The sequence below is a fragment of the Aphanothece sacrum FPU1 genome, assembly GCF_003864295.1.
GTDB classification, from domain to species: Bacteria; Cyanobacteriota; Cyanobacteriia; order Cyanobacteriales; family Microcystaceae; genus Aphanothece_B; species Aphanothece_B sacrum.
The window spans coordinates 138,965-158,633 of sequence record NZ_BDQK01000005.1; the positions used below are offsets into that span (position 1 = coordinate 138,965).

Sequence of the window (19,669 nt, forward strand, 5' to 3'; positions counted from 1 at the left end):
ATGAGTGCGGTGTCTAAAACTGTAATCCAGCTTCTCTGGCCGCGTCAGCTAAGGCTTTAACCCGTCCATGATAGAGACTACCACCGCGATCAAAGACCACTTGTTCGATTCCTTTAGCCAAACTTCTTTGAGCTACTAATTTGCCGACGACGGCCGAAGCTTCACAAGTTGCGCCAGAGGAAAGGGCGGTTTTGACTTCTGGTTCTAGGGTTGAGGCCGCAGCTAAAGTATGTTGCCCCAAATCATCAATCACTTGAGCATAAATATGATGATTAGAACGGAAAACCGCTAAGCGAGGACGCTCAGGACTGCCATTAACCTTATTGCGGATACGTTCATGACGACGTTTTACCGACTGTCTACGAGTGAGTTTCATAGTTTATTTCTTACCTGTCTTACCAGCTTTACGTCTGACGGCTTCACCGAGATAGCGAATACCCTTACCTTTATAGACTTCTGGGGGACGAACGGCCCGGATTTGGGCTGCTATATTACCCACAATTTCTTTATCAATGCCACTAATAATCACCAGGGTGTTGTTTTCAACAGCCACTTGAATTTCGTTAGGCATGATTATTTCAACGGGTTTACTATAGCCCACATTAAGGGTTAATTTGCTCCCTTGTGATTGGGCCCGATAGCCCACCCCTTGAATACTCAGGCGTTTTTCAAATCCTTTGGATACGCCTTCGACCATGTTGGACACTAGGGTACGACATAAGCCGTGACGCTCCCTAGCGGGTCTAGAATCATCTGCTCTGCCCACCAATAGGGTAGTACTTTCTTGAATCACGTTGATTTTGTCAGGAAGCTCTCGTTCTAAAGATCCTTTAGGACCAGTTACGAGGACGTGCTGCCCTTTGACCTCAACTGTGACTTTCTGAGGAATGGGGATAGGACGTTTACCAATACGAGACATAATTACAGTTACCAGTTATCAGTTATCAGTTACCAGTTATTAGTTAGCAGTTATCAGTTAGGACATCAATCCACTGTTCAGGCGTTTACTGTTTAATGTTCACGGCAAAAGTTACCAAACATAGCAGAGAATTTCTCCGCCTACTTTTTGTTTTCGCGCTTCTCTATCAGTCATGATCCCTTTGGAAGTGGAAATAATAGCGATACCAATACCACCGAGAACGCGAGGGATATCATTACAATTAGAGTAGACTCGTAAGCCTGGTTTACTGACCCGTTTTAGGGTATTAATAATCGGCTGACGGTTTTTGTCTTTGTATTTGAGAGAAAGAATGAGATGTTTTTGCACTCCAACGCCAACTTCTTCAAAGCCCTCAATAAAGCCTTCTTCTTGTAGAACTTTGGCAATGCTGCGGGTCATTTTGGTGGTCGGTACTTGGGTAGTTGGATGACGTACCGAGCAAGCATTGCGGATGCGAGTGAGCATATCTGAGATAGTGTCGTTAGCTGCCATTATTGCCGATGAATTTCTCCTGTAAGGTTGAGATTGACCACTTTGACCGAATTCATAATTTAAAATTCCCCGCAGGGGTTGACTAACTACGGAAGGGCATTCCCATTTCTTTAAGTAAGGCCCGTCCTTCTTCATCAGTCTGAGCGGTGGTAATGATGGAGACATCCATTCCCCTAATTTGATCGATGGTGTCGTAGTCAATTTCTGGGAAAATAAGCTGTTCTCTGATACCTAAGCTATAGTTACCACGGCCGTCAAAGCTTTTGGGACTGATACCACGAAAATCCCGAATTCGTGGTAGGGCCAGGTTAATTAAACGATCCAAAAATGCGTACATTCGATCTGAACGTAATGTGACCATGACCCCGACTGGCATTCCTTCACGAATTTTGAAGCCAGCGATCGCTTTTTTCGCTCTTGTCACCACGGGTTTTTGTCCGGTGATGGTAGACAGTTCTGCAATGGAGGATTCAAGGGCTTTGGCGTTTTGAGACGCTTCTCCTAATCCTCTGTTCACCGTCACCTTAATAACTTTAGGGACTTGATGAATGTTGGTGTAGCCAAATTGTTCTTTGAGTTTAGGAACAATTGTTTCTGTGTAAACGGTTTTGAGTCGTTGAGTCATAACGTTGATCTTTTTAGATTTCCTGGGCTTGGTCAGGGGGAATTATAAATTATGAATTATGAATTATGAATTATGAATTTAATTTTGGGAAAATTCGGTATTCACTATTCAGCCTTCATAATTTAGTCAATGATTTCTCCTGTTTTTTTTAACATCCGCACTTTACGTCCTTCTTCGGTGAAGGTGTAGCAGATGCGACTGACCACCTTTTCTTTAGTGGAATACAACATGACATTAGAACTGTGAATCGGGCCCTCAACGGTCGTAATTTGTCCTGATTCACCTTCTTGCTGAGGTTTAACGTGCTTAGTTTTGATATTGACCCCTTGAATCACAACTTGGCTAGTTTTGGGGATAGTTTTCAAAATTTCCCCCACTTTGCCTTTATCGCGTCCAGCGATCACTTGAACGGTATCCCCTTTTTTCACGTGCATTTTATAGCGTTTAGGGGTTTCGCTTTTTTTGTTACTCATTAGAGTACCTCCGGTGCCAATGAAACGATTTTCGTATAGTTCTTATCCCGTAATTCACGGGCAACTGGGCCGAAAACGCGAGTTCCTTTGGGGTTGCCATCATTATTAATAATCACGGCGGCGTTATCATCAAAGCGGATAGTCATACCACTAGCTCGTTTTATGGATTTGCGAGTACGGACGATGACAGCTTTAACAATATCTGACCGTTTGACAGGCATATTAGGAATGGCATCTTTGACCACGGCAATGATTTCATCACCAATTTCCCCATAGCGGCAGGTTCCGGTTCCCAGGACTCGCAGACACATTAACTTGCGGGCCCCACTATTATCAGCGACATTGAGATAGGTTTGCTGTTGAATCACGGCGGTAATATAGGTGATTAATGGGAGGTTAAAATTTCGGCGACCACCCAATGTTTGGTTTTACTGAGGGGTCTTGTTTCTTGAATGCGAACACGGTCGCCTTCCTTACACTGATTATCTTCGTCGTGTGCCTTAAATTTCTTGGTTTTAACGACAATTTTGCCATATTTAGGGTGAGGAGAGCGGTTTTCAATGGCAACCACCACGGTTTTATCCATTTTATTGCTAACCACAAGGCCCACTCTTTCTTTAACTGCCATAATCTGTTTACTCCTCCTCTTGGGTTGGGACTGAAGACTCAATCGCTAATTCTCGCTCACGCTCAATGGTCAGCAGTTGGGCTAACCGATGGCGCATATGCTTGAACTGATGAGGCGTTTCTAAGCGGCGAGTGGCTTGTTGAAATCGTAGGTCAAACAATTTTTTCTTGGTGGCCACGATTTCAGAGGACAGTTCCTCATCGCTCAATTCTCTTACTTCTTGTATCTTGGGTAGAGCCATAGTCTATATATACTCCTCCTCATTACTAATAAACTTAGTTTTGATGGGTAATTTTTGAGCCGCAAGTCGCATCGCTTCACGAGCAATAGGTTCAGTTACTCCAGATAATTCAAACAGTAACCGCCCTGGTTTAATAACAGCTACCCAAAATTCGGGGGAACCTTTACCTGAACCCATCCGAGTTTCAGCCGGTCGCATGGTGACAGGTTTATCAGGAAAAACTCGAATCCAGATTTTGCCACCCCGACGGATATAACGGGTCATGGCGCGTCGAGCAGCTTCAATTTGACGGGCGGTGAGCCAACAGGGTTCAGTCGCTTGGAGGGCGTATTCTCCAAAGTTGAGGGTACTACCCCGTTGGGCCAACCCTCTCATCCGTCCGCGCTGTTGTTTTCGGAATTTAGTTCTTCTAGGACTTAACATGATCAGTTGATAGTTAATTGACTATACATTTTTAACTATTCGTCAGAACGATCTTCAAACTGTGGTTTGCGTCGCCCACGACGGGGAGCTTGAGCGGGAACTGGAACCGGAATATCTTCTTGTCCAGGAATAATTTCCCCTTTAAATACCCACACTTTCACCCCTAAAATCCCATAGATTGTTTGGGCGGTGCGGTAAGAATAATCAATGTCGGCCCGTAAAGTATGTAAGGGAACTCGTCCTTCGCGGACCCATTCTGTCCGAGCAATTTCAGCCCCGTTGAGACGGCCACTGACTTGTATTTTAATGCCTTTGACTTCAGCCCTTTGGGCCCGTTGAATGGCTTGGCGTACGACTCGACGGAAGGAAACCCGTCTTTCTAATTGTTGGGTAATATATTCAGCAATTAGAGCCGCATCCGCATCAACTCGTGATACTTCAATGACATTAATGCGGATTTGGCGGTTGCTGCCTAATTCCTTTTGTAAACCGACCCGTAATTGCTCAATGCCGCTTCCACCGCGACCTACCACTACACCGGGGCGAGCGGTATGAATGCTTAAGTCAATCTGATCGGCTTTACGCTCGATCCGAATATCCGCAATTCCGGCGTTACTTAGGTTTTTCTCAACATATTTCCGAATTTTGAGGTCTTCCTGTAATAGCTCAGGATAGCGTCTACCATCGGCATACCAACAAGATTTATGATCTTTGGTAACACCGAGACGAAAACCGACTGGATGTATTTTCTGTCCCATTTGGTTCTTGGGGTAAAGAGGTTAGGAATGTAAATTAATCATCAGTTACCTCAGAGGCAACAGCGATCGTAATATGACAGGTAGGTTTGCGAATTTGATAAGCCCTACCTTGGGCCCGGGGCCGAAAGCGTTTTAAACTGGGGCCGCCATCCGCATAAGCTTGACTCACGACTAAAGTAGTCCTGTCTAGTCCCTGGTTATGTTCAGCATTAGCCGCCGCCGATCGCAATACTTTGACAATCGGTTCACAAGCGCGATAAGGCATGAATTCAAGAATCATCAATGCCTCACGATAGGAACGCCCACGAATCTGATCTAACACTCGTCGCACTTTAAAGGGTGACATCCGAATGTAGCGAGCGATGGCTTTGGCTTCGGTTGTTGTATCAACTGCCATAATTAATCAATTACCCGTAATGACGTAATTCGGTTATCTTCGACCCGATTTTTTATCGCTTTTGGCGTGTCCCCTAAAGGTTCGGGTAGGAGCAAATTCTCCTAATTTATGTCCCACCATTTGTTCGGAAACATAGATAGGGACGTGCTGTTTGCCGTTGTGAACGGCGATGGTATGGCCCACCATATCTGGGAGAATGGTAGAAGACCTAGACCAAGTTTTAATCACCTGTTTATCCCCTCTCTCGTTGAGTTTTTCAATTTTTGAGAGGAGACTGTCCGCAACAAAGGGACCTTTTTTTAACGAGCGAGCCATAAGTAATTCAACAATGAAACGACAAAGGCTAAAATAAAAGCCATTTAGCCTTGATTGCGACGGCGTACAATTAACTTGGAACTGGCTTTTTTCTTGTTCCGAGTTTTGGCTCCTAATGTGGGTTTACCCCAAGGAGTAACGGGGCCGCTTCTGCCAATGGGAGCGCGTCCTTCTCCACCTCCATGGGGGTGATCCACAGGGTTCATGACACTTCCCCTAACATGGGGTCTGCGTCCTAAATGACGAGTTCTTCCGGCTTTTCCTAACGTGATGTTACGATCCTCGATATTGCCGACTTTCCCCAAGGTGGCATAGCACTCTTTTCGTACCATACGCACTTCTTTTGAGGGCAGTCTGAGGGTAACATAATCTCCCTCTTTGGCTACAACTTGAGCCGCCGCACCGGCTGCCCGTACCATTTGGCCCCCTCTACCGGGTACTAATTCAACGTTATGAACTTCGCTTCCTAAAGGAACCCGAAATAAGGGAAGGGCGTTACCCACTTCAAAGGGTGAATTTTCGCCAGAAATGACCGTAGTACCTACTGCTAAACCGGCCGGAGCAAGAATATATCTCTTTTCTCCATCTTGATAGAATAGTAGGGCTAAACGAGCGTTACGGTTGGGATCATATTCGATGGCGGCGACTTTGGCGGGAATATCATATTTATCCCGACGAAAATCTACGATCCGGTACAATCTTTTGTGTCCACCACCGCGATGACGACTGGTGATCACGCCGCGATTATTGCGACCTTTCTGATTGTGTTTGTAGGTGGTTAGCGATTTTTCCGGCTCACTTTTGGTAATCTCCGCAAAGTCTGATACAGATGCTTGTCGGGTTCCAGGAGTGTAGGGCCGATAGGAACGAATACCCATTTTAGTTATTTGTTGTTAGTTATTAGTTGATAGTTTTTAGTTGATAGTTATTCACTATTGACTATTGACTATTCACTGTTACACATCGGGGAATAATACGATGGAGTCTCCTTCTTCTAAGGTCACAATAGCTCGTTTATATAAAGCTTTGTAACCCATAAATTTACCGACACGACGCTTTTTGCGAGGAGGACGCATTGTATTAACTCCTACTACATTGACCTCAAATAGTTGCTCAATGGCCGCTTTAATTTGGGGTTTCGTCGCTTTAGGTACAACGTCAAAGACATATTTATTTTGCTCTAGGAGCAAAGTTGCTTTTTCGGTAATAATTGGCTTGATAATTAAATCTGCCAATTCTCGTAAGGTGGCTTTAGTCACAGTAAACCTCCTGGATTTTTTCTAAAGCTTCGGAGGTGGCTACCAGTTTATCCGCATTCAATATGTCGTATATATTGAGGCTGTCGGCTCGTAACAATGTTACATAAGGAATATTCCGAATCGATAAATAGACGTTTTCGGGAGGAGCAACTAGGATCAAAGCAACTTTTTGCTTCCCGTCAATACCCCATCTATTCAGGGCTGCCACGAATTCTTTGGTTTTGGGTTGAGACAAATGTTCGGCAAAGTTTTCTACTACGACTAGATCCTCAGCGCGACTATTTATCGCCGTTCTCAGGGCTAAACGACGTTCTTTGCGATTCATTTTCAGGTCAAAATCTCGCGGTTTGGGCCCAAAAATTACGCCCCCTCCTCGCCATAGGGGTGAACGAATTGATCCGGCTCTAGCTCGTCCGGTTCCTTTTTGTCGCCAGGGTTTACGTCCTCCTCCTCTCACTTCTGAGCGGGTTTTACTGGAGGCTGTTCCTTGACGAGCGTTAGTCATTTGACGTACTAAGGCTCGGTGAACAATATGGGCGGCGTTTTCTTCTTTGGCCACTTTTAATTCTAAGGTGGCTTCGCCTACTTGTTCCCCTTCCCAGTTTTTAACGATACAGTTAACCATAGTTGTGATCACTCATCAGTTTTCGGTTTTTTTGTCTATCCTAAAAATGGATGACTTTTTATTTACCGACAGTTTTAGTAGGGGTTATATTTAGCAGTGTACCTGGTTTGCCGGGAACGGCTCCTTTGATCAGTATTAGGTTGCGCTCAGCATCAACTCTAACCACTGTTAAATGACGGATGGTGACTTGGGTATTCCCATATTGTCCGGCCATGCGTTTTCCTGGATAAACCCGTCCAGGTGTGGTTCCTGCTCCGGTTGAACCTGGTTGGCGATGGTTTTTTGAGCCGTGGCTCATTGGTCCTCGTTTGAAGTTATGCCGCTTTTGATAGCCGGCAAACCCACGCCCCATCGATTTTCCGGCGACATCTACTAAGTCCCCTGCTTTAAATAGGTCTGCTTTGATGGCGTTTCCTATTTCATAGGGGGTGAGATCTTCGGTTCGATATTCTTTTAAATGGCGTACTGGTGCCGTATCTGTTTTTTTCAAATGCCCTAATTCTGGTTTAGTCAGGGCTTTCTCTTTTACTTCTAAATAGCCAATCTGGATGGCACTATAGCCATCTGTATCACGGGTTTTGACCTGAGTAATGGGACAAGGTCCCGCTTGAACTACAGTTACAGGAATGGCTAGTCCTGTTTCTGCGTCAAAAATCTGGGTCATGCCGAGTTTCGTGCCGAGGAGACCGACAGTCACGGATGTTTTCCTCTACTAAACGACAGGTTTGAGACAATCAAGTCATTTCCCAACAGCCAGGAGGTTATTACCCCTAACTTTCATGGGTTAACTTGAAAGCAGATGTAGGTATATCAAGAAGATGCTTGATGTACATTTAACCAGGTGATGGCTCTGGTTAAGGGTTTATTGCCGTTTTACCTTCGAGACTTAAGGGCTTTTCCCTCAGTATCCCAAAGCGGCGAGCAATTTAAGTCATAGCCGTTTTTTGGCCACAATCAAACATTATAGACTAAATGATTGTATAAGATCAAGTGTTGATTAATCTTTTTTTCTGATGGGGTTCAGGTGCGATCGCCAAAGTCAGTGTATTGATCAGTCAGCTTTAAAGGAAACCTAAGAAAACATGGTACAATGAGTTGTAGGAGTTTGGGTGGGTAATGGAAATTTTCAGTGCAAGTGAGGCAAGGGCTAAATTGTTTAGTCTGGTTGAACAGGTCAATAAAGACCATTTACCACGAATTATCACCAGTCAGCAAGGTGATGCTGTGCTACTGTCTAAAGACGATTGGGAAAGTATTCAAGAAACTCTCTATTTACAGTCAATACCAGGCTTGATGGAGTCTATTAGAGAGGCTGAACAAGCAAAAGATTGGATATCTGAAGAAGAATTTATGCAAGAATTTAATGAACTGGAAGATTGAATTTAGTCGTACTGCTTTAAAAGATGCAAAAAAATTGAAAGGGGCCAACTTAGAGGAAAATTTGAAATCCTTACTGAAAATCATCAAACAAAATCCCTATGAACCGCCCTATGAGAAACTATTAGGTAATCTCAAGGGATATTATTCAAGACGAATCAATCCCCAAAATCCTTTTTCAAGATTTTTGATGTTGTCGAGGGCTTTAATATACCATTCCATATTGCCTTGCTGCGAGTAAAGTTGTGCTGCTTGATTGTAGTCTGCGATCGCACCTTGCTTGTCTCCTAAGGTTTTCTTGGCTATGCCCCGATTGTTGTAGGCATCAGCATAGTATTGAAATAGCTTGATTGTAGTCAGCGATCGCACCTTGCTTGTCTCCTGATTGACTTTTATTATAGGCACGGTTAAACCATTCCTCGGCGGTCAATTGTGCGGTTTCGGGATTCTCAGTCATTTGTCAATTTCCCCTTACTACTTTTCGATTCTAGCAATATCAGCCCTACGTTCGGTGGGATCGGTTTCCCACTCGGTTCCACCAATACCAAAAGGGAGATTTATCGATATTGTTTTTGGTACAAGAGGGTCTTTTTTCATGGCTGAGACTTGTACGGGTAAGATAGAAAGAGCAGGTTTATCAGGACTTCCTCAATGCTCGATTCTTTGCCTAAGCCAGTTTCTCTCAATAACCCAGTGATTCAACGTTTACCTAATGGTTTGACCATTATTGCGGAACAAATGCCTGTAGACGCTGTTAACCTCAATCTCTGGTTCAAGGTAGGTTCTGCCCTCGAATCTGATGAAATCAATGGCATGGCTCATTTTTTAGAGCATATGATCTTTAAGGGAACGCCCCGGTTAGCTAGTGGAGAGTTTGAACGCTTGATTGAAGAACGGGGGGCTGTCACCAATGCGGCCACTTCTCAAGAGTATACCCATTATTATATCACCAGTGCGCCCTCAGATTTTGCTCACTTGACCCCGTTACAGTTGGAAGTTGTCTTAAATGCTAGTATTCCCGATGAAGCCTTTGAACGGGAAAGAATGGTAGTCTTAGAGGAGATTCGTCGCTCTGATGATAACCCCCGTCGTCGCACATTTTATCGGGCTATGGAAACGGGTTTTGAGTCTTTACCTTATCGTCGTCCAGTATTAGGTCCCACTTATGTGATTGAACAGTTAAAATCGCAACAAATGCGGACTTTTCATGATACTTGGTATCAACCTAATTCAATGACGGCGGTGGCTGTTGGCAATCTTCCCACAAAACAGTTAATTGATATTGTAGCAGATAGTTTTGAGCAAACTTATACTGTTAAGAATTATCAAGAAAGTTTGCCAAAAGAAAGTTTAATTGAACTTACTCCAGAAGCCCCGTTTACTGATATTGTAAGACGAGAGTATGAAGATAATACTTTACAACAAGCTCGTTTAATAATGATGTGGCGAGTTCCTGGATTAATTGACTTACATGAAACCTATACTTTAGATGTGTTGTCGGTGATTTTAGGTCAAGGAAAATTGTCTCGTTTATTTCGAGATTTACGAGAAGATAGGGGTTTAGTTACTCGTATTAGTGCTAGTAATATGACTCAAGAAATTCAAGGTGTTTTTTATATTTCAAGTCAGTTAGTGTCTGAAAATATTCCCAAAGTGGAGAGACTTATTATTGAACATTTGCAGCAAATTCAAATAGAATCAGTCACAGAAGCAGAATTAAATCGGATTCGCACTCAAGTATCTAATCGGTTTATTTTTGGCAATGAAAGACCAAGCGATCGCGCTAATCTTTACGGGTATTATTATTCTCAGTTAGGTGATTTAGAACCCGCCTTAACTTATCCTAATACTATTCAATCTTTGACCAAAACTGATATTCAATTAGCTGCTCAAAAGTATCTCAAAACTGATGCTTATGGCATCACAATTGTCAAGCCTAACCATTAGTGATTTTAAATTAATAATTAGGTTGATATAAATTAACATTTCTGTTTTAAGAAGTGTTAAAATAGTTCAAAAACATTATGTTTGCCTATTACTTATGTACGGGCGGGTTTATCTAAGATATTGGTTGAAAACTAGCAATTTTAGGAAAAAACCCTCCCCTACTTGCAATCGCGCCGAAGGAACTTATTACTTATTACTTAATTAGGTTGATGATGTGGACACAAATTACTGAACATATTAGCCAAGTTACGGTCGAAGATTTTAAGCTGAAAAATCAACGGTCTGTGAGTGGTGGTTGTATTAATCAAGGTTACTCCATAACAAATAATAAAGTCACTTATTTTGTTAAAATTAATCAAGCTTCTCAAATAGAAATGTTTGCGGCCGAAGCATTAGGATTAAAACAAATGTCAGAAACTCATACTATTCGAGTTCCTAAACCGATTTGTTGGGGCATGGCCGAAAGAGTGAGTTATATTGTTTTAGAGTGGTTAGAATTTGGTCGTGGGACTAATGATTCTCGGCAAGAAATGGGACGAAAACTTGCTAAAATGCACGCTTATCAAGGTTCTTCTCAGTTTGGTTGGGAACGGAATAATACGATTGGTTCTACACCTCAAGTTAACACTTGGATGGATAATTGGGCTGATTTTTTTGCTGAACAAAGGATTGGTTATCAATTAAAATTAGCTAAGCGCAAGGGTGGTAATTTTGGGGACTATTTACAAATAGTAGAAAAAGTTCGAGGTTTGTTACAAGATAGACAACCTCAACCTTCTTTAGTTCATGGAGATTTATGGTCAGGAAATGTAGCTGTAAGCGAGATAGGAGAACCGGTTATTTTAGACCCTGCAACCTATTATGGTGATCGAGAGGTTGATATTGCTATGACTGAGTTATTTGGTGGGTTTTCTGGGGCATTTTATCGGGGATATAACGAGATTTTACCGTTAGATGAAGGCTATAAAAAGCGTAAAACTATTTATAATCTCTATCATATTCTTAACCATTTTAATCTATTTGGTGGGGGTTATGGTTCTCAGGCTAATTTGATGATTCAAGAAATTTTAAGCTCTCCCGACATCTTGGTATAAAATGTATAATTAGCTACAATACTTTATATGGTGGGTTACGACGCGCCTTAAAAGTTATGCGTTTTTCATCAAAATCATAGCCGCGTCTAACCCACCCTACGAATTATAAGCTTTACTTATCACCACAGATACGGAAGAATCAAAAGTTTTATTTTAATTTTTCTAGAGAAGATCTTTCTATTGGAGTGATTTGTCGCCATTCTCCAGGTTTTAAGTCCCCTAAGCTCAATTTTTCTAAAGTTTTACCGGCCTTAAACCCTATAGACACTCGAATTAATCGTAAGGTAGGATAACCAATAGTGGCCGTCATACGCCTAACTTGTCGGTTTCGCCCTTCGGTTAAACTGATTTCTAGCCAAGCGGTAGGAACGGTTTTCCGATGGCGTATGGGAGGGTTACGGGGTGGTAAATTCGGCGGGGTTGCTAACAGTTGAACTTGGGCCGGACGAGTCCGATAGTCCTGTATTTGTACCCCTTGACGTAATTGTTCAAGTGTGAATTCATCAGGAATTCGTTCTACTTGTACCCAATAAGTACGAGGATGGGCAAATTCTCGATGAGAGAGACGATGTTTTAGGGGGCCATTATTAGTTAATAATAACAATCCTTCACTATCAAGATCGAGTCTTCCCACCGAATAAATATTAGGAATGGGAATATAATCTTTTAGAGTTGGACGAGGAGAATTTGGGTTATCTTTATCAGTAAATTGACATAATACCCCATAAGGTTTATTAAATAGAATGTAGTGATACATACTTAAATTATGAATTATGAATTATGAATTATGAATTATGAATTATAAATTATAAATTATGAATTATGAATTATAAATTATGAATTATGAATTATGAATTATAAATTATAAATTATGAATTATGAATTATAAATTATGAATTATGAATTATGAATTATGAATTTAGGAACTAACCCTGGCTACCCAGGCTTAAAATTAAGCTGTAAAAGTATAAATACCATATTTAAGAGGATTTTTATTTTGAGTAGGGGCGTAATAAGCTGCGGCGATACCTTCTATAACATGAATAATAAGGGCAAAACGTGCCAACAGAAAAATATAATTAAAATAATTGGGGATAGTTTGCCAAATTGGTAAGTCAGACAAATGCCCCAATTCCCAAGCGATCGTAATGCACATCAAACCTGTTGAAATAACTTTAATGAAAGATAACATTTTAAGTATAAATTTAACCATCTTTTTGTTATATTGTAGCTTATTATATATTTTCTACCAAAATGTCGGGAGAAGCCAAAAAATGTTTGTGTAAATCGTTAAAATAGTACCAAAGCTAACCAAGGAGTGATTTCCCATGATTGCCATTAAAGAAAACTTTCCCCAACTTACCCCAGAAGAATACTTTGCTTGGGAAGAAAAGCAACTAGAAAAACACGAATTGATCGACGGTCAAGTGTACGCCATGAGCGGCGGCAGCAAAAACCATAGCCTCATCTCCGTTAGATTTATTACCCTATTTTCCAATCACCTTGAAAGCAGTGGCTGCGAAGTAGGTAACTCAGATCTGAGAATCAACATTGTTGAAACAACTAACTACACTTACCCCGATGTAACCGTAACCTGCGAGGAGCGCGATAAAACCACAACCCAATACATTACTTATCCCTGTCTCATCGTTGAAGTTCTTTCACCTAGCACCGAATCCTATGACAGAGGTGGCAAATTTAGAATGTATCGCAAAAATCTAGTCTTACAAGATTATTTATTAGTGAGTTCCACGAGCATAGAAATGGATTTGTATCACAAAAAAGATACAGGTGAATGGCTTATTATTAACTACCAAGAAGGCGATACCGTAGAACTCAAAAGCATTAATCTAAGTTTTCCAATTGAACAAGTTTATCGCAACCTCGACCTTACCCCAGAAACAACACTTTGAAATTGAAAAAGCTTGTTACAAATAATTTTTGTATTTAACCATCTTTTTGTTATATTTTTTATCAAAGTTCCAATAAAAAGGAATTGACATTTAGAATCCAATTACCCTAATTGTATTACTTCCAAGGTGAATTATGAGCATCATCTGGATCCTAGTTTTCTTGTTGATAGTTTTTTTGTATTTAGCAGTAGCGAAATCTCCCGTACAACCATCTCATTCATCTTCTCTCTCCACGTTTCCCGACCTAGCAACTCAGTTGCTAGAACTTGCGACCCAGGCTTGGACAACGGAGGAATCCTTTCAGCAATCTCAGTTTTTGCTCAATCCAGCAGATTTTGTCAATATTACAGCACCCACCCAAGTGATTGAGGTTTTAATCCGTCATGCAAGGCGGATAGTACCCGGATTTAGCGTGCCTCAGATGATACCACGGGTTCAAGTCGTGTCACTGCCTGCTGCTGCCGGGATGTTCAAAGTTGACGAGGAAGGTTGGGTGACAATTGAGGTAGGAGCCAATTTTTTTCAAGACAAATTAGCAGCACAAGCAATTCTGGTTCATGAAGTCTGTCATTATATTTTAGAGAATTCTGGGATTCGCAAAAGCGATGTGAATTTGAACGAACGCTACACGGATCTGTGTATGTTTATTTGTGGATTTGGAGAAATTTTTTTGGCTGGCTATCGCCGTGATGTGGCTCAACAGAATTACCATCCAGGTCATAGGCTGGGATACTTGACTGATGCTGAGTACCATTTTGCCCAACGATATGTCATGCAGCTTCGGCAGTCGGGCGAAATTTCACCTTCCAAAGAGTTAGATAGATTGAAAAAACGATTGCTTAATCTCTGCTACGGTGATCAGAAAATGTGTAGTAGACTCCTTGAATACGAACGGCAAAAAAAACCGCATCAATCAGATGTAGAACTCTATCAAGATGCTATTGATCACTTGGAGGGCGATAGGAGTAGGTAAGTGCGATCGCGGATCTTGTAGGTTGGGTTGAGGGGACGAAACCCAACAAATATAAATATAACCCTATCATGTATAATCCCATCATGTATAATCCCAGATGTTATTAACTAGATATAAAATCTCGATAAAATGGAGATAGAATGGGACGATGATAAAGCTGCTTCAAACTTGATCAAGCATAACATTGATTTTGAAGATGCAAAAAATATTTTTCTAGATCCCAACCGTCTCGAAAGAGAAGATAAACGTGATTATGGTGAAACTAGAAATCAAGTAATTGGTATAGTTAATCAAGTAGTTTTATTTGTCGTCTATACCAAAAGAAACGACAGATATCGTATTATTTCAGCAAGGAGAGCCAATAAAAATGAACGACGACAATATTACCAGAGTTAAACTTGATCCCAAAAATCCTAGTCATGGCAAGACAGATTGGGAAAAAGTTGAAGCAATGACTGAGGAGGAAATTGACAAAGCAGCCGAAGCAGATTCGGACTGTCTCCCCTTATCTCAACAAGAATTAAATGAGTTTCGCCGTATATCAATACAAGTGCCGATCTTGTAGTGCGATCGCTCTTGTAGGGTGCGAAGCATGAAATGTAATCGTGAAGTTTAGTGCGATCGCCGATCTTGTAAGTTGGGTTGAAGACTCTTACCCAACAATCTACGGGCAAGTTGGATATAACCTAGAGGTCCGCTAGAATGAAGGTCAGACAATGCTCAAAGAGAGATCTAAATTATGGCAGTTCGACAACCCCGCTATAGCAAAGAAGAATTTGCTCAACGAGGTAAAGCAATCTATGAAGATCAAGTGCGATCGCAAGTTGAGGAAGGCAACTACGGCAAAATTGTAGCGATTGATATTGAAACAGGTGCTTTTGAAGTAGCCGACACGCCGATGCTAGCAGTTGATCGACTTTATGAACGTGAACCCGATGCTCAACCTTGGGTGATTCGGATTGGACATAGAGCCGTCTTCCGTTTTAGCAGTCGTAGTCTCAGAAAGCTCCTATGATGTTCGGTGTGGTCAATAATAATTGTGAGGCAATCATCAAAATTGCAGTGGGTCGTATCGGTTTACCTAAAATAACCGTTGATGCAGTCATTGATACGGGATTCACCAGCTTTTTGTCTTTACCGCTTTCTATCATCACAAGTCTTGGCTTGCCTTGGCACTACCGAGACATTGGTACGTTAGGCGACGGGAGCGAAGTAATTTTTGAAGTATACAAAGCTTCTGTGATCTGGGATGGTCAGAACAAAATTATTGATGTGGTGGCTTCTGATGCAGATCCGTTAGTGGGAATGGGTTTGCTGTATGGTTTCAAGCTTCAGATTGAGACAGTTGAGGGCGGTACTGTTACAATTGAAGCCTTGAAGTAGTGCGATCTCGAACTCAGGTCACAAGCAAGATGCTTGTGTTAGTAGAACTGAGATATAATATAGCTCTAACACTGCTGTTTAGCCCATAATGCAACCTACCGACTCAAGCAAATTTACCGAACAAGCCTGGGATGCCATCGTTAAATCCCAAGATGTGGCCCGTCGTTTCAAAAGCCAAACCTTAGAAGTCGAACACGTTGTTTTAGCCCTCTTAGAACAAGAAAAAGGCTTAGCTGTAAGGATTTTAGACAAGGCTAATATAGAAGTCCCCCGCTTGCTGCAGCAGTTAGAAACCTTCGCTAACCGACAAGCTAAGGGTGTGGCCGTTGAATTGTATCTCGGACGTAGTTTAGATGTAATGTTAGATCGGGCCGATGCTTCCCGTGAAAGTTGGCAAGATAAATACATTTCTGTCGAACATTTGCTGATCGGTTTTGCTGAAGATGAACGCATCGGACGGCGTTGTTTACGCAATTTTAACCTCGATCCTCAAGATTTAGAACAACAGATAAAAGCCGTTCGCGGATCACAAAAAGTCACCGAACAAAACCAAGAAGACCGTTATGAAGCGTTAGAAAAATATTCACGGGATCTCACTGAACAGGCAAGAAAAGGCAAGCTAGATCCCGTAATTGGTAGAGATGAGGAGATACGCAGAGTTATTCAAGTATTATCACGGCGTTCTAAAAATAATCCTGTATTAATCGGAGAACCCGGAGTGGGAAAAACCGCGATCGCGGAAGGGTTGGCCCAACGTATTGTTAATGGAGATGTGCCAGAATCTCTCAAAAATCGGCAATTAATGTCATTAGATATGGGAAGTCTCATCGCAGGGGCTAAATATCGCGGAGAATTTGAAGAACGCTTACGCACAGTCATGCGCGAAGTGACCCATTCTGAAGGCCAGATTATCCTATTTATCGATGAAGTACATACGGTGGTCGGGGCCGGTTCACGCGAAGGGGGATCAATGGATGCAGGGAACCTCTTAAAACCCATGTTAGCGCGGGGAGAATTGCGCTGTATCGGTGCGACTACCCTTGATGAGTATCGTAAGCATATTGAGAAAGATCCCGCCTTAGAACGACGTTTTCAGCAGGTATATGTCAAGCAACCGGGTGTTGAGGATACCATCTCAATTTTACGAGGACTCAAAGAACGTTATGAAGTCCATCACGGGGTCAAAATTACAGACTCAGCCTTAGTTGCTGCGGCCACCTTATCTGATCGTTATATCACAGATCGATTTTTACCCGATAAAGCCATCGATTTAGTGGATGAAGCGGCCGCTAAATTAAAGATGGAAATTACATCAAAACCAGTCGAATTAGAAGATGTTGATCGACGCTTAATGCAGTTACAAATGGAAAAATTATCTTTAGAAGGAGAAGAACAACGGGGAATGTTAGTAGTTGATCGATCGTCTAAAGAACGGTTAGAAAAAATTCAACAAGAAATTAAAGAATTAGAAGCAAGTCACGAAAAATTAGCTTCTCAATGGCAAGCTGAAAAGCAAATGTTAGAAGATATTAATTCCCTTAAAGAAGAAGAAGAACAATTAAGGGTACAAATTGAACAAGCAGAACGGGCTTATGATCTTAATAAAGCAGCCCAATTAAAATATGGTAAATTAGAAGTATTACAACGACAATTAATTGCAAAAGAAACTAAATTAATAGAAATTCAATCTCAGGGTCAAACCCTATTAAGAGAACAAGTTACCGAGTCAGATATTGCTGAAATTGTAGCTGGATGGTCAGGTATTCCTATTAACCGTTTATTGGAGTCAGAACGGCAAAAACTCCTGGAATTAGAGGGTCATTTACATCAACGGGTTATCGGTCAAAATGAAGCCGTCGCAGCAGTAGCGGCCGCTATTCGACGGGCCCGGGCCGGTATGAAAGATCCTTCCCGTCCTATTGGTTCATTTTTATTGATGGGGCCAACAGGTGTGGGTAAAACTGAGTTAGCGAGGGCCTTAGCGGCGTTTCTATTTGATTCAGAAGATGCGATGGTACGCATTGATATGTCTGAATACATGGAAAAACACGCAGTTTCGCGGTTAATCGGGGCCCCTCCAGGATATGTGGGGTATGAACAAGGGGGACAATTATCAGAATCTGTGCGTCGTCGTCCTTATTCGGTGGTACTTTTAGATGAGGTAGAAAAGGCCCATATAGATGTCTTTAATATTTTATTACAAGTATTAGATGATGGACGGATTACGGACTCTCAAGGAAGAGTGGTAGATTTTCGTAATACTATTATTGTGATGACCAGTAATATTGGCAGTGAATATATTCTTAATTTGGCGGGAGATGATAATAATTATGAACCGATGCGTAAGGAAGTTTTTCAAGCATTACGCAAACATTTTCGTCCAGAATTTCTCAATCGAATTGATGATTTAATTATTTTTCATACATTGAAAAAAGATGAATTAAGACGCATTGTTACTTTGCAAATTAAGCGTATTGAACGATTATTAGATGAACAAAAAATTAGTTTAGAATTGAGTGATGCGGCCCTTGATTATATTGTGAATTCTGGTTATGATCCGGTATATGGGGCCAGACCTTTAAAACGGGCGATTCAAAGGGAATTAGAAAATCCGATCGCTACTAAGATTTTAGAAACAACGTTTTCTGCTGGAGATACAATTTTAATAGATTGTCAGGATAATCATTTATTATTTGATAAGCGAGGAGAAGAAATTATTCCAACGGTAGAAGTTGAGGTAGTTTCATCTTAATATAAAAATTAATAACCCTTATTAAGTTACACTTAAAGTAGTGGACTGACATATCTAAATTGACACATCTAAAATTAGGTAATAGATTGTAGGTTGGGTTGAGGTACGAAACCCAACAAATCCGAATCCTAATACACCAAATTAGTTTGTGTCAGTCCACTAGAAAATGGTGAAAAAGCAGACAGTGGATTAGTGAAAAAACACCAAAAGAAGTTCCTGCACTGGCAAAATTTGTTGATTTTTTAAAAAATTTATTAGATTTAGACTAAGTAGTAGGAGATAAATAAATGTTGTAGACTGACACAGTTAATTTTTTAAGAATAAAAAAAGGCTTGATGGACTCAAACCTTTAATCTTAACAGTCTAAAGACTGATGCTACCAAAGCTAAGACTGCCTACGCAGCCTTCATATTAGCCTACGAAGGTAGGCTTTGTATTTATAGCTAAACCCTTAAGGGTTTGAGGTATATTTGTGATAAGTTAACCTCCTCAATTAAACACCCCGTTGAACAGAGATTTCTGCTTGTTTAAACTCTTGTTTGAGCCGTGTTTTGAGTTTTTCAGGAATAGGACGAGTTCCGTAAGCGGTATAATAACCCGCGATAGAATTTAATGCGGTTTGCATGGTAGTAAATGAACGCAGTCCCCCGGATTTTCCATTGCGTCGATACAGAGAAATATAATCATTAATCTGCTCTCTTACAAGAGACTGAACTTCCGTTTTATTAGGAGCATCATTGGGTAAATCTAGAGCGGTAGTCAAGGTATTAATCACTTTCAGGGTATCATTGGTATAATCGCCAGAGAGGCCACTAATCGTATTACCACAACCAGCTAAGAAAATCACCCCTACCAGTACCAGTGCCAACAAACGAGATAAGTAAGACTTTAAAAAGATCATTGAGGTTTCTGTGTAATAGCTTTCGTAAAATAATAATAAACCCCTGGACACACTAAGTCTAGGTGAGGAGGCCACAATATAGCTTTTATCCAATCACCAACGCAACAAACTTTTTCAGTGATGTTAGTTTAGCCGATTTTTGGGGAACTCTAA

31 protein-coding genes are annotated in these 19,669 nt (G+C 41.3%); 10 read left to right on the forward strand and 21 right to left on the reverse strand.

Annotated elements, in window-relative coordinates:
• Window positions 1-13: 13 nt before the first annotated feature.
• The 16 genes from rplR to rplC form a co-directional block, all read right to left on the reverse strand.
• Complete coding sequence (gene rplR, locus AsFPU1_RS06630; protein WP_124972099.1) at window positions 14-376, reverse strand: 50S ribosomal protein L18; 363 nt, start codon at window positions 374-376, stop codon at window positions 14-16.
• Between the two features lie 3 nt (window positions 377-379).
• Complete coding sequence (gene rplF, locus AsFPU1_RS06635; protein ID WP_124972097.1) at window positions 380-919, reverse strand: 50S ribosomal protein L6; 540 nt, start codon at window positions 917-919, stop codon at window positions 380-382.
• A 111-nt stretch (window positions 920-1,030) separates the two neighbouring features.
• Window positions 1,031-1,432, reverse strand: coding sequence for a 30S ribosomal protein S8 (rpsH, locus tag AsFPU1_RS06640; RefSeq protein WP_124972095.1), 402 nt, complete (start codon window positions 1,430-1,432; stop codon window positions 1,031-1,033).
• 82 nt (window positions 1,433-1,514) lie between these two features.
• Window positions 1,515-2,057, reverse strand: a complete 543-nt coding sequence (rplE, locus tag AsFPU1_RS06645) for a 50S ribosomal protein L5 (RefSeq protein ID WP_124972093.1) — start codon at window positions 2,055-2,057, stop codon at window positions 1,515-1,517.
• 122 nt (window positions 2,058-2,179) lie between these two features.
• Complete coding sequence (rplX, locus tag AsFPU1_RS06650) at window positions 2,180-2,530, reverse strand: 50S ribosomal protein L24 (RefSeq protein ID WP_124972091.1); 351 nt, start codon at window positions 2,528-2,530, stop codon at window positions 2,180-2,182.
• Window positions 2,530-2,898: a 50S ribosomal protein L14 gene (rplN, locus tag AsFPU1_RS06655; RefSeq protein WP_124972089.1), complete on the reverse strand. Its 369-nt coding sequence runs from the start codon at window positions 2,896-2,898 to the stop codon at window positions 2,530-2,532. The genes rplX and rplN overlap by 1 nt, the downstream gene beginning before the upstream one ends.
• 17 nt (window positions 2,899-2,915) lie before the next feature.
• Complete coding sequence (rpsQ, locus tag AsFPU1_RS06660) at window positions 2,916-3,158, reverse strand: 30S ribosomal protein S17 (protein ID WP_124972087.1); 243 nt, start codon at window positions 3,156-3,158, stop codon at window positions 2,916-2,918.
• A 7-nt stretch (window positions 3,159-3,165) separates the two neighbouring features.
• Complete coding sequence (gene rpmC, locus AsFPU1_RS06665) at window positions 3,166-3,399, reverse strand: 50S ribosomal protein L29 (protein ID WP_124972085.1); 234 nt, start codon at window positions 3,397-3,399, stop codon at window positions 3,166-3,168.
• A 3-nt stretch (window positions 3,400-3,402) separates the two neighbouring features.
• Window positions 3,403-3,822, reverse strand: coding sequence for a 50S ribosomal protein L16 (gene rplP, locus AsFPU1_RS06670; protein ID WP_124972083.1), 420 nt, complete (start codon window positions 3,820-3,822; stop codon window positions 3,403-3,405).
• Window positions 3,823-3,857: 35 nt separating this feature from the next.
• Window positions 3,858-4,580, reverse strand: a complete 723-nt coding sequence (rpsC, locus tag AsFPU1_RS06675) for a 30S ribosomal protein S3 (protein ID WP_124972081.1) — start codon at window positions 4,578-4,580, stop codon at window positions 3,858-3,860.
• A 34-nt stretch (window positions 4,581-4,614) separates the two neighbouring features.
• On the reverse strand, window positions 4,615-4,977 hold the full coding sequence (gene rplV / locus AsFPU1_RS06680; protein ID WP_124972079.1) for a 50S ribosomal protein L22: 363 nt from the start codon (window positions 4,975-4,977) through the stop codon (window positions 4,615-4,617).
• A gap of 33 nt (window positions 4,978-5,010) precedes the next feature.
• Window positions 5,011-5,292, reverse strand: a complete 282-nt coding sequence (rpsS, locus tag AsFPU1_RS06685; RefSeq protein ID WP_124972077.1) for a 30S ribosomal protein S19 — start codon at window positions 5,290-5,292, stop codon at window positions 5,011-5,013.
• A 44-nt stretch (window positions 5,293-5,336) separates the two neighbouring features.
• On the reverse strand, window positions 5,337-6,170 hold the full coding sequence (gene rplB, locus AsFPU1_RS06690; RefSeq protein WP_124972075.1) for a 50S ribosomal protein L2: 834 nt from the start codon (window positions 6,168-6,170) through the stop codon (window positions 5,337-5,339).
• A gap of 78 nt (window positions 6,171-6,248) precedes the next feature.
• On the reverse strand, window positions 6,249-6,551 hold the full coding sequence (locus tag AsFPU1_RS06695; RefSeq protein WP_124972073.1) for a 50S ribosomal protein L23: 303 nt from the start codon (window positions 6,549-6,551) through the stop codon (window positions 6,249-6,251).
• A complete protein-coding gene (gene rplD / locus AsFPU1_RS06700) occupies window positions 6,544-7,176 on the reverse strand; it encodes a 50S ribosomal protein L4 (protein ID WP_124972071.1) in 633 nt (210 codons plus the stop codon). The genes AsFPU1_RS06695 and rplD overlap by 8 nt, the downstream gene beginning before the upstream one ends.
• Window positions 7,177-7,234: 58 nt before the next feature.
• Window positions 7,235-7,873 (reverse strand): 50S ribosomal protein L3, encoded by a 639-nt coding sequence (rplC, locus tag AsFPU1_RS06705; RefSeq protein WP_124972069.1) that lies wholly within the window; start codon window positions 7,871-7,873, stop codon window positions 7,235-7,237.
• A 419-nt stretch (window positions 7,874-8,292) separates the two neighbouring features.
• Here rplC and AsFPU1_RS06710 point away from each other — a divergent pair, with 419 nt between their 5' ends.
• On the forward strand, window positions 8,293-8,556 hold the full coding sequence (locus AsFPU1_RS06710; protein ID WP_124972067.1) for a type II toxin-antitoxin system Phd/YefM family antitoxin: 264 nt from the start codon (window positions 8,293-8,295) through the stop codon (window positions 8,554-8,556).
• A gap of 141 nt (window positions 8,557-8,697) precedes the next feature.
• Here AsFPU1_RS06710 and AsFPU1_RS06720 read toward each other — a convergent pair whose 3' ends face one another.
• The gene (locus AsFPU1_RS06720) at window positions 8,698-8,922 is read right to left on the reverse strand and encodes a tetratricopeptide repeat protein (protein WP_227873381.1); all 225 of its coding nucleotides are present in this window, start codon (window positions 8,920-8,922) and stop codon (window positions 8,698-8,700) included.
• Entirely contained in the window at window positions 8,879-9,010 is a 132-nt protein-coding gene (locus AsFPU1_RS23300) for a hypothetical protein (RefSeq protein ID WP_265415798.1), read from the reverse strand. The genes AsFPU1_RS06720 and AsFPU1_RS23300 overlap by 44 nt, the downstream gene beginning before the upstream one ends.
• Before the next feature lie 194 nt (window positions 9,011-9,204).
• Here AsFPU1_RS23300 and AsFPU1_RS06725 point away from each other — a divergent pair, with 194 nt between their 5' ends.
• Window positions 9,205-10,500, forward strand: a complete 1,296-nt coding sequence (locus AsFPU1_RS06725) for a M16 family metallopeptidase (RefSeq protein ID WP_124972065.1) — start codon at window positions 9,205-9,207, stop codon at window positions 10,498-10,500.
• A 212-nt stretch (window positions 10,501-10,712) separates the two neighbouring features.
• Complete coding sequence (locus AsFPU1_RS06730) at window positions 10,713-11,594, forward strand: fructosamine kinase family protein (RefSeq protein ID WP_124972187.1); 882 nt, start codon at window positions 10,713-10,715, stop codon at window positions 11,592-11,594.
• A 148-nt stretch (window positions 11,595-11,742) separates the two neighbouring features.
• On the opposite strand, the gene AsFPU1_RS06735 is transcribed toward AsFPU1_RS06730, so the two are convergent.
• On the reverse strand, window positions 11,743-12,351 hold the full coding sequence (locus tag AsFPU1_RS06735; protein WP_124972063.1) for a pseudouridine synthase: 609 nt from the start codon (window positions 12,349-12,351) through the stop codon (window positions 11,743-11,745).
• 195 nt (window positions 12,352-12,546) lie between these two features.
• Window positions 12,547-12,786, reverse strand: coding sequence for a hypothetical protein (locus AsFPU1_RS06740; protein WP_124972061.1), 240 nt, complete (start codon window positions 12,784-12,786; stop codon window positions 12,547-12,549).
• Between the two features lie 136 nt (window positions 12,787-12,922).
• Here AsFPU1_RS06740 and AsFPU1_RS06745 point away from each other — a divergent pair, with 136 nt between their 5' ends.
• The 7 genes from AsFPU1_RS06745 to clpB all read left to right on the forward strand — a co-directional run bounded on the left by AsFPU1_RS06745 (window position 12,923) and on the right by clpB (window position 18,615).
• Window positions 12,923-13,507, forward strand: a complete 585-nt coding sequence (locus AsFPU1_RS06745) for a Uma2 family endonuclease (protein ID WP_124972059.1) — start codon at window positions 12,923-12,925, stop codon at window positions 13,505-13,507.
• 133 nt (window positions 13,508-13,640) lie between these two features.
• On the forward strand, window positions 13,641-14,480 hold the full coding sequence (locus tag AsFPU1_RS06750; protein WP_124972057.1) for a hypothetical protein: 840 nt from the start codon (window positions 13,641-13,643) through the stop codon (window positions 14,478-14,480).
• Window positions 14,481-14,609: 129 nt separating this feature from the next.
• The gene (locus AsFPU1_RS06755; RefSeq protein ID WP_124972055.1) at window positions 14,610-14,876 is read left to right on the forward strand and encodes a BrnT family toxin; all 267 of its coding nucleotides are present in this window, start codon (window positions 14,610-14,612) and stop codon (window positions 14,874-14,876) included.
• Window positions 14,848-15,045, forward strand: coding sequence for a hypothetical protein (locus tag AsFPU1_RS06760; protein ID WP_124972053.1), 198 nt, complete (start codon window positions 14,848-14,850; stop codon window positions 15,043-15,045). Before AsFPU1_RS06755 ends, AsFPU1_RS06760 begins: the two co-directional genes overlap by 29 nt.
• Window positions 15,046-15,219: 174 nt before the next feature.
• Window positions 15,220-15,495 (forward strand): hypothetical protein, encoded by a 276-nt coding sequence (locus tag AsFPU1_RS06765; RefSeq protein WP_124972051.1) that lies wholly within the window; start codon window positions 15,220-15,222, stop codon window positions 15,493-15,495.
• On the forward strand, window positions 15,492-15,863 hold the full coding sequence (locus AsFPU1_RS06770) for a clan AA aspartic protease (protein ID WP_124972049.1): 372 nt from the start codon (window positions 15,492-15,494) through the stop codon (window positions 15,861-15,863). The genes AsFPU1_RS06765 and AsFPU1_RS06770 overlap by 4 nt, the downstream gene beginning before the upstream one ends.
• An 88-nt stretch (window positions 15,864-15,951) precedes the next feature.
• The gene (gene clpB / locus AsFPU1_RS06775; RefSeq protein WP_124972047.1) at window positions 15,952-18,615 is read left to right on the forward strand and encodes an ATP-dependent chaperone ClpB; all 2,664 of its coding nucleotides are present in this window, start codon (window positions 15,952-15,954) and stop codon (window positions 18,613-18,615) included.
• A gap of 493 nt (window positions 18,616-19,108) precedes the next feature.
• Here the strand turns inward: clpB and psb27 are convergent, their stop codons facing one another.
• On the reverse strand, window positions 19,109-19,513 hold the full coding sequence (psb27, locus tag AsFPU1_RS06780) for a photosystem II protein Psb27 (protein ID WP_124972185.1): 405 nt from the start codon (window positions 19,511-19,513) through the stop codon (window positions 19,109-19,111).
• Window positions 19,514-19,669 lie beyond the last annotated feature (156 nt).